This is a genomic window from Bartonella queenslandensis AUST/NH15 (assembly GCF_000312585.1).
GTDB lineage: Bacteria > Pseudomonadota > Alphaproteobacteria > Rhizobiales > Rhizobiaceae > Bartonella > Bartonella queenslandensis_A.
Genome location: NZ_HE998374.1, coordinates 1 through 268 on the forward strand (window position 1 = coordinate 1; position 268 = coordinate 268).

At 50.0% G+C, this 268-nt stretch carries 1 protein-coding gene; it reads right to left on the reverse strand.

Features of this window, described 5'->3' with window-relative positions:
* Positions 1-265 (reverse strand): ParB N-terminal domain-containing protein (locus BN338_RS10430; RefSeq protein ID WP_039762385.1); only part of this gene is annotated, 265 nt, incomplete at its 3' end.
* Positions 266-268: the final 3 nt, after the last annotated feature.

Genomic DNA, 268 nt, shown 5'->3' on the forward strand with positions numbered 1-268 from the left:
GCGCAGCATTGTCCTTATCAGCCTGCACCACAACCGCATCAATTTCGTTATAGCCCAAAAGCTCCGCAGCACGCAGTCGGTGTGCTCCAGCAATCAGGGTATAATTACCCTCCTTAGCATTGGGTGTATGGCGCACCGTAATAGGATTCATCAACCCCTCACGCTCCATCGATTGCGCAAGTGCCTTGGCATGCTCATCATCAACAGGGCGTATACGGTCGGGAACAACAATCAAATTTAAAGCAATCTCTTGAAACTGTGCCATCAC